The sequence below is a fragment of the Kribbella sp. NPDC050124 genome (assembly GCF_044460355.1).
Taxonomy (GTDB): domain Bacteria; phylum Actinomycetota; class Actinomycetes; order Propionibacteriales; family Kribbellaceae; genus Kribbella.
Genome location: NZ_JBITJU010000009.1, coordinates 298,472 through 306,345, shown reverse-complemented (window position 1 = coordinate 306,345; position 7,874 = coordinate 298,472). Strand labels below are relative to the sequence as shown.

General features: G+C 68.6%; 8 protein-coding genes and 1 pseudogene. 4 read left to right on the top strand and 5 right to left on the bottom strand.

The window, feature by feature from the left end; genetic code table 11:
* The 4 genes and pseudogenes from ACIBL3_RS22880 to ACIBL3_RS22865 all read left to right on the top strand — a co-directional run.
* Positions 1-86, top strand: a pseudogene (locus ACIBL3_RS22880) (IS5/IS1182 family transposase); the annotation flags it as partial.
* A 24-nt stretch (positions 87-110) separates the two neighbouring features.
* A complete protein-coding gene (gene lysX / locus ACIBL3_RS22875) occupies positions 111-3,434 on the top strand; it encodes a bifunctional lysylphosphatidylglycerol synthetase/lysine--tRNA ligase LysX (protein WP_396355542.1) in 3,324 nt (1,107 codons plus the stop codon).
* 13 nt (positions 3,435-3,447) lie between these two features.
* Entirely contained in the window at positions 3,448-4,890 is a 1,443-nt protein-coding gene (locus tag ACIBL3_RS22870) for a basic amino acid/polyamine antiporter (RefSeq protein WP_396355541.1), read from the top strand.
* Between the two features lie 18 nt (positions 4,891-4,908).
* A complete protein-coding gene (locus ACIBL3_RS22865) occupies positions 4,909-5,658 on the top strand; it encodes a hypothetical protein (protein WP_396355540.1) in 750 nt (249 codons plus the stop codon).
* 10 nt (positions 5,659-5,668) lie between these two features.
* Here the strand turns inward: ACIBL3_RS22865 and ACIBL3_RS22860 are convergent, their stop codons facing one another.
* Genes ACIBL3_RS22860 through ACIBL3_RS22840 form a run of 5 tightly spaced genes read right to left on the bottom strand, consistent with a single transcriptional unit; the run spans position 5,669 to position 7,824 of the window.
* Positions 5,669-5,851 (bottom strand): hypothetical protein, encoded by a 183-nt coding sequence (locus tag ACIBL3_RS22860; RefSeq protein ID WP_396355539.1) that lies wholly within the window; start codon positions 5,849-5,851, stop codon positions 5,669-5,671.
* Complete coding sequence (locus ACIBL3_RS22855; protein WP_396355538.1) at positions 5,844-6,242, bottom strand: hypothetical protein; 399 nt, start codon at positions 6,240-6,242, stop codon at positions 5,844-5,846. The genes ACIBL3_RS22860 and ACIBL3_RS22855 overlap by 8 nt, the downstream gene beginning before the upstream one ends.
* Before the next feature lie 25 nt (positions 6,243-6,267).
* Positions 6,268-6,636, bottom strand: coding sequence for a hypothetical protein (locus tag ACIBL3_RS22850; protein WP_396355537.1), 369 nt, complete (start codon positions 6,634-6,636; stop codon positions 6,268-6,270).
* Positions 6,636-7,025, bottom strand: a complete 390-nt coding sequence (locus ACIBL3_RS22845) for a VOC family protein (RefSeq protein WP_396355536.1) — start codon at positions 7,023-7,025, stop codon at positions 6,636-6,638. Before ACIBL3_RS22845 ends, ACIBL3_RS22850 begins: the two co-directional genes overlap by 1 nt.
* Before the next feature lie 22 nt (positions 7,026-7,047).
* Entirely contained in the window at positions 7,048-7,824 is a 777-nt protein-coding gene (locus tag ACIBL3_RS22840; protein WP_396355535.1) for a helix-turn-helix transcriptional regulator, read from the bottom strand.
* Between the last annotated feature and the right edge of the window lie 50 nt (positions 7,825-7,874).

The following is a 7,874-nucleotide window of genomic DNA, read 5'->3' as shown; positions in this document are numbered from 1 at the left end:
GCCGCATCACCCTCGACCCCTGGCGCATCGGCGCCATCACACAAGCCGCACTCGTCCTACTTCAACTACAAAGACCAGCCCGGTGAGAAAACCTCACTGCTGCGTTCTCGGTGGAAACGCACGCGCGAATTCGCCCGGTCGGTGCTCTCAAACCACTCGACGATCGCTGGCCGGACCATTTCGCGGCCGCCATGTTCGCGGCCGCGGCGCTGGTGACGGTGACCGCGGTGGTGCCGCCGTGGCGGGACTATTTCGCCCGCGAGCAGGACATCGTGTCCATGCTGACGATTCCGATCGTGCCGAGCCTCGTGTACGCCGCCTTGCTGGTGGCCATGGGGGTGGCGCTGAGACGCCGTTTGCGCGCCGCGTGGTGGCTCCTGGTGCTGTGGTGGCTGCTGCTGCCGGAACTGGCCAGGATCCTTTCCCTGATCGACGGCGGGCCGCTGATCCAGATCGCCGGCTTCGTGCTGATGGCCGGCGTTCTCGTCGTCGCGTGGCGCGCCCGGAGTCAGTTCGCGGCCCGACGCGTGCCGGGCAGTCTCTGGCAGGCGATTGTCTCGTTCCTGGTCGGCGGCGCCGTGGTGCTGTTCGGCGGCGCCTGGCTGGTGCGCAGGTTCGGGAACGCCGGTGACTACGCGACCGCGGCACAGTACGTCTTGGACGAGATGCTCACCGATCTCGGCGAGCTGGCGCCCGACGACTCGGTGACGGCGCCGCTGTGGGTGCGTGGACTGATCGGGATCGCCGGCGCGACCGTCGTACTGGTGTCCGCGCAACTGCTGTTCCGGGCGCCCAAGCAGACCCGGACCCTGGACGTTGCCGACGAGGCCAGGATCCGGACCTTGCTCCGCGACTACGGCGACACCGATTCCCTCGGCTACTTCGCGACTCGCCGGGACAAGTCGATCATCTGGGACTCCGGCGATCCGGCCAGCGCGCGAGCTGGGGTGTCGTACCGCGCGATCGGATCGGTCAGTCTCGCGAGCGGGAATCCGGTCGGCGACGTCGAGCATTGGCCGGCGGCCATCGAGCGGTGGCGCGAGGACGCGCGCCAGAACGGCCTGTCGCTGGCGGTGATGGGTGCGGGCGAGCTGGGTGCGGCCGCATTCGCGGAGGCGGGACTGACGGCGTACGAGATCGGTGACGAGGCGATCCTCGACCTGCGGACGTTCTCGCTGAACGGCCCGGGGATGAAGGCGGTCAGGCAGTCGGTCGCCCGCCTCCAGCGTCGCGGCTACACCACGGATGTCATCCGCCACGCGAGTCTGACTGCCGACGAGTTCGCGGCCCTTGGCGTCGCGGCCGCGTCGTGGCGGGGTGACGGTGGTGACGAGCGGGGATTCTCGATGGCGCTCGGCCGCCTGGAGGATCCGCTCGACGGGCAGTGCGTCCTGGTCCGTGCGTACGACGGTGACGGGCAACTGCGCGCGTTCCTCAGCTTCGTTCCGTGGGGCCGGACCGGGCTCTCGCTCGACCTGATGCGTCGCGACCCGGCCGCCGACAACGGTGTTGTGGAGTTGATGGTCTCGGCGCTCGCGGAGGGGGCTGCCGGTGTCGGCGTCGGCCGGGTCTCGCTCAACTTCGCCATGTTCCGCGAGGCGTTCGAGCGGGGAGCAGAACTCGGAGCGGGCCCGGTCGCGCGGTTGTGGCGGCAGGCGCTGCTGGTGGCGAGCCGCAACTGGCAGCTCGAGTCGCTCTACCGCTCGAACGCGAAGTACCTGCCGGTCTGGCAGCCGCGCTTCATGTGCTTCGAGTACACCTCGGACCTGCCCCGGGTCGGGACAGCAGCAGGCAGCGCGGAGGGGTTTCTCACGCGTCCTCGCCTCGCAACGCTGCACCGCAAGGCCGGACAGACGGCTCTGGACACGGCAGGCGCCGGCCACGCGGCCGCGGTCAAGGCGCTGATTCCCGCGCCGCCGGATCCGCTGGCCGAGGCGATGTCGGTCGAGGGATTGCCCGAACAGGTGCGGGTACGGCGGGCCAAGCTCGACCGGATCCGTGCCCAAGGCATCGATCCTTATCCGGTGACGTACCCGCGCACGCACACGACGGCCCAGATCAAGGCCGACGCCGGCACCCTGCCACCGGGTACGTCGACGGGTCGCCGGGTGGCCGTGGCCGGGCGGGTCATCCTCAAACGCGACCACGGGCGACTCGGCTTCGCGCGGCTGCGCGACGGCAGCGGTGACCTGCAACTCATGGTCGACCTGGCCGACGTCGGCCAAGAGCAGTACGACTTCTGGCGTCACGACATTGACTTGGGCGACCAGGTGGGCGTCACGGGCGAGGTGATCACCACCAAGCGCGGAGAGCTTTCAGTACGCGCGGAGTCGTTGCAGTTGACAAGCAAGTCGATCCGTCCGCTCCCGGACAAGGTGAAGGGACTGGTCGATCCGGAGGCGCGGATCCGGGCCCGGTACGTCGACCTGATCGTCCGTCCGGCCGCGCGTGACACCGCGTACACGCGGGCGACCGTCGTACGGAGTGTGCGCGATTCCTTGCACGCAAGGGGATTCGTCGAGGTCGAGACGCCGGTCCTGCAACTGGTGCACGGCGGCGCGAACGCGCGTCCGTTCGAGACCCACATCAACGCCTACGACCTCGACCTGTACCTGCGGATCGCGACCGAGCTGCACCTGAAGCGGCTGCTGGTCGGCGGGATGGAGAAGGTGTTCGAGGTCGGCCGGCAGTTCCGGAACGAAGGCGTCGACTTCAAGCACAATCCGGAGTTCACGTCACTCGAGGTCTACGAGACGTACGGCGACTACGACACGATGCGGCTGCTGACCCAGGACATCATCCAGGAGGCCGCGACCGCGGTGTACGGCTCGCCCGTCGCACGCCGTACCGACGCCGACGGGAAGACGGTCGAGTACGACCTGTCCGGGAGCTGGCCGGTCAAGAGCATCTGCTTCGCGGTGTCGGAGGCACTCGGCGAGGAGGTCACCGCGGACACGCCGATCGAGACGCTGCGCGGTCATGCGGAGAAGATCGGGCTGGACCCCGACGCCGACGCGTCCTGGGGTGTGCTGCTCGAGGAGATCTACGAAGAACTGTGTGAACGCACCACGACGACGCCGGTCTTCTACACCGACTTCCCCAAGGAGAACGCGCCCCTGACCCGGCCACACCGGTCGGACCCACGGCTCGCGGAGAAGTGGGACCTGGTGATCTTCGCCGCCGAGCAGGGTACGGCGTACTCCGAACTGATCGACCCGGTGGACCAGCGCGCGCGGCTGGTCGCTCAGTCTCAGCTGGCGGCCGCGGGTGATCCGGAAGCCATGCAGGTCGACGAGGACTTCCTCGAGGCCCTGGAGTACGGCATGCCGCCGACCGGCGGGATGGGCATGGGCATCGACCGGCTGGTGATGAACCTGACCGGGCTCTCGATCCGCGACACCATCCTCTTCCCGTTGGTCCGGCCCAGCGGGTAGGGAACGACTCGTTGTGAGCACGCGCCGGCCGACCGCCGTGCAGAAGGTCTCGGTCCTCACCCTGACCGGTATGGTCGTCGGCTCGATGGTCGGCGGTGGGGTCTTCACCCTGCCCAAGGAGTTCGGCGAGGCCACCGGCGTCCTGGGCGCCGTGATCGCGTGGATCGTGGCCGGCACCGGCATGCTCATGCTGGGTCTGGTCTTCCAGTCGCTGGCCGTCCGCCGGCCGGACCTGGACAGCGGCGTGTACGTCTACGCCAAGGCCGGCTTCGGGAACTACGCGGGCTTCAACTCGGCCTTCGGCTACTGGGCCAGCAACGTGGCGGGCAACGTCTTCTTCATGGTCTTCACGATGACCACCCTCGGCACCTTCTTCCCCAGGCTCGGCCAGGGCAACACGGTGCTGGCCGTCGTCCTGTCATCGGCGGTGGTGTGGTTGTTCCACATCCTGATCGCGCGCGGGGTGCGCCAGGCGGCGGTCCTCAACCGCATCGTCACCGTGGCGAAGCTGGTGCCGATCGTCGTCTTCATCGTGATCGTGGCGATCGCCTTCGAGGCGCAGACGTTCGCGGACAACTTCTGGGGCGGCGACGAGCGCTCGGTCCGCTCGGTGTTCGACCAGGTCAAGGAGACGATGCTGGTCACCACCTTCGTGTTCCTCGGGATCGAGGGGGCGAGCGTGTACTCCCGGTTCGCCCAGCGGCGCGCGGACGTCGGACGGGCGACGATCCTCGGATTCGTGAGTGTGCTGGCGGTGTTCGCGTCGGTGACCTTGGTGTCGTACGGCGTCCTGCCGCAAGCCGACCTGGCCAAGGCCGAGCAGCCGTCGATGGGCAGCGTCCTGGAGTCCGTGGTCGGATCGTGGGGCTCGACGTTCGTCAGCATCGGGGTGATCATCTCGGTCCAGGGCGCCTACCTGGCCTGGACGCTGATCAACGCCGAGGTTCTCTACATGCCGGCGCGCGGCGCCGTGATGCCGCGGTTCCTGAACCGTGACAACGTGCACGGGACCCCGATCACCGCGCTGCTCAGCACGACTCTCGCCGTACAACTGTTCTTGTTCTTGGTTTTGCTTGTCGACGACGCGCTGGACTTCATGCTGAAGCTCGACACCGCGCTGTCCTTGGTGCCCTATCTGCTGGCGGCGGGGTATGCGCTCAAGCTGACCATCACCCGGCAGACGTACACGCCTGCCGACGAGCCGGAGCGGCGCAAGCAGCGGATCATCGCCGCCGTCGCGGTCATCTACTCGATCTTCATGCTGTACGCAGCGGGCCCGAGGTACCTCCTGATGGCGGCGATCGTCTACGCGCCGGGGACTCTGCTGTATCTCGTGGCTCGTCGCGAGCAGGGCCTGCGGGTGTTCAACCGGGGCGAGGTCGTGGCGTGCGCGGTGCTGATGATCGCCGCGGTGCTCGGCGTCGTACTGATCTCCACGGACTCCCTCGATGTCTGAATGAAGTAGGTGATCCGGATGGGCTGGTACCGGGAACTCGTCGACACCGGCCGGGCGCAGGCGGCCTGGATGCTGTTCGCCTTCTTCGTGACGTTCACCGTCACCCGGGCGGTCACTCGGCGGATCCGCGCCAAGCACGGGCAGGCCCGGGCCTCCGCAGCGCCCGCGGAGGAGGGCGGCCTGTCCGACGTGTACATCGGCGGCGTCCACATCCACCACCAGGTCTGGGGGATCCTGATGGTGATGCTCGCCGGGCTCCTGCAGTTCCGGTACGCCCCTGACAGCCCGTGGGCCGAGGTGCTCGCGGTGATCTTCGGAGCGGGGGCGGCCCTGACGCTGGACGAGTTCGCGCTGTGGCTGCATCTCGACGACGTCTACTGGGGGCCGCAGGGACGCAAGTCGATCGACGCGATCCTGCTCGGCGGGGCGCTGGGCGTCGTACTCCTCACCCAGACGAGCCCGATCGGAGCGGAGCCCGAACGGGCCGGCAGTGCGCTTTCGGAATGGACCTACTTCGGCGGGATCGGGTTCCACCTGGTGATGGCGGTCTTCTGCTTCCTCAAGGGGAAGCTGGCGACCGGCCTGATCGGCATCGTCGTACCGGTGGTGGCGTTCGTGGGAGCGGTCAGGCTGGCCAAGCCCAGCTCCGTCTGGGCATTGCACCGGTACGGCGGGCGCAAGGAGGAACGCTCCCGGAACCGTTTCGGCGCGACGTACGACAAACGCTGGAACCGCGTCCGCGACCTCCTGGGCGGCCACTTCTCCTGAACCGACAGGATCAGTGCGTTGGTTGGGCGAAGTCTTCGAGGACGAAGGGTGGGATGAGATCGACGACCCGGCTCAAGGCCGGGAGGGTCGTGAGAGTTTGGGGCACTGTCCAAGGGGTGGGGGAGTAGGCGACCACGAGGTTGCCGACGATGCGGAGGCTCAGGTCCTGCTGGCCGAGGAGTAGCTCATTCATCCGGGGGACGAACCGGCAACTCGATCGCGAGCAGGTTGTTGACGGAGTCGGTCGGGAGATGCCGGGACTTGGTCCGGTACACGAACTCGCCCATTCGAATCCGCCGGCCCTCGTACTCGCCGACCAGCACCCGGCGGACGTGACCGTCCTGACCGAAACACCGGGCTCCTGCTGCCGCAAGCATCCCGTCGGTGTCGGCGCCCGGCCGCCAGCCGTACCGCTCGGCGCCGGCCTGCGCCCGCGCCAGCCGAGCCTTGGACCTCTCCACCCACGGACCACCCACGCGAGCGATCAGCCATCCGACAACCACGAGAAACCCGGCGAACAGCGAAAACCCCGCCTGAAGCTCGACAAACGCTTCGAACCACCACGGCGCCCCGAGTCCAACCACCCCCGCAACCTAACCGACCAAACGGTCAACCGAGGGTGCTGCGCGCGAAGGCGACGGCTTCGGCGAGCAGGGTCTGCCAGCGGTCTCGCTCGGCCGGGCCGAGCGCAACCCACTCGCGGAAGACTTTCCCGGCCGGGGCGAACTCCTGACCGGTGCCGTCGGCAACGAGCTCGGCCACCCGGGCGGCCGGCAGTTTCACGACCAGCCGGCCGGACTTCTCGTCGTACGACGCCAGGAAGCGGCCGGCCAGCCGGATGCACGGGTAGCCCATCATCGTGGAGCGGCCGATCGCCGGGTCGTACAGCAGGTCGTCGGTGAGCTCGTCGTACCAGGCGCGCGGGTCCTCCCCGCCGGACGGATCCGGCGGGGAGGTGCGCGTCGCGTTGCGCGCCATCAGGCGGCCGGTGGAGTGAAGACGCCGAACTGGTTGCCGGACGGGTCGCGCAGATACGCGAACGCAGGGGCGCCGGGACCGGGGTCGAGGTGCTTGCTCAGCACCGATCCGCCGAGTTGCTCGGCGTCGGCGCAGGTGGCTTCAACATCGGCGACCAGGATGTAGAACACCGCGTGGCCGGGGACCTGCCCGCCGGTGCCGAAGATGCCGCCCATCGGGGCGTCGGCGCCGGAGGCGGTGATGTTGCGGTAGTCCATGCCGCCGGCGGCGGCCGGACCATCGGCGTTGAAGGTCCAGTCGAACAGACTGCCGTAGAACTTCTGGGCGCCGTCCGGGTCGCTGGTGGCGACCTCGAACCAGGCCAGGGTGCCGGGAGCTGGGTTGGTCATGGGGACTCCTTCGTCCTGTGGATCACCCGCCGGAGTGGTGGGTCGAACCCACCGTCGCAGGGGCCGGCGACAGCCCTATGTCGGTTTTCGGGGCAAGAAATGCGGACTCGGGCAGCTTCGTCACGTGGCCGTCGACCTGTGGGTCGGTGGCGGCTCGCGGTGAGCGGGGGAGGGTCGGCGTGCGCTCTGCCGCGGTGATGCGATCCATGCGAAACACTCGCTCCTCCTGGCGCAGATGACACCAGGCGGTGAGGTACGAACCGTTGGGACCGACGACGACGTGTTGTGGCTCGACCTCCCGCTCGGTCTCGGCGCCGCCGACGTCGGTGTACGCGATGCGCAGCACGTGGTTGCCGTGCACGGCTCGCCAGATGGTCTCGGCAACGCCCGCGTCCGGATCCGGGACCGGCTGGACGAGCAGGCGGACCTTCGCGGCCGCCGTACGCGCTTCCTCGAGGGTGCGCTCGGGCATGGCAGCGACGATCTTCTGCAACGCGCTGCGGGCGTCGCGGGCGAAGAGCACGTGGTCGCTGCGGCTCAGCGCGACCGCGATCGCGGTCGCCTCGCGGGAGGTGAAGTTGAGCGGCGGCAGGCTCATCGACCGGTCGACCGAGTAGCCGCCGGCCCGCCCCTGCTTGGTGGCCAGCGGTACGCCGGCCTGACCGAGCGCACTGAGATCGCGCTCGATGGTCCGGACGCTGACCTCGAAATGACCGGCCAACTGCCGCGCGGTCCGGCCTCTCGGCCCGGCGGCGCGAAGCTCCTCGACCAAGGCGTACAAACGGTCGATTCGGTTCATGCCTGCAGGCTAGCCGCGACCATGGACAGAATTGCTGCAGAGCCTGCGAG